Source organism: Desulforamulus aquiferis, from assembly GCF_030577015.1.
GTDB classification, from domain to species: Bacteria; Bacillota; Desulfotomaculia; order Desulfotomaculales; family Desulfotomaculaceae; genus Desulfotomaculum; species Desulfotomaculum aquiferis.
In genome coordinates this window covers 1-293 of the sequence record NZ_JARPTC010000088.1, presented here as the reverse complement: position 1 = coordinate 293, position 293 = coordinate 1, and the positions used below count along the sequence as shown (strand labels likewise).

Genomic DNA, 293 nt, shown 5'->3' with positions numbered 1-293 from the left:
CACTGTCTCAACGAGGGGCTCGGTGAAATTGTAATGACGGTGAAGATGCCGTCTACCTGCGACAGGACAGAAAGACCCCGTGGAGCTTTACTGTAGCTTGACATTGGGTTTTGGTATTTGATGTACAGGATAGGTGGGAGACTTAGAGATAGGTACGCCAGTACTTATGGAGTCACCGTTGGGATACCACCCTTTAAGTATTGAAATTCTAACTTTAGTCCATGAAGCTGGATTGAGGACAGTGTCAGGTGGGCAGTTTGACTGGGGCGGTCGCCTCCCAAAAGGTAACGGAG

Annotated in this window: 1 rRNA gene; it reads left to right on the top strand. The window is 49.1% G+C overall.

From position 1 onward, the window contains the following. Positions 1-293, top strand: a 23S ribosomal RNA gene (locus P6N53_RS18645); the annotation flags it as partial.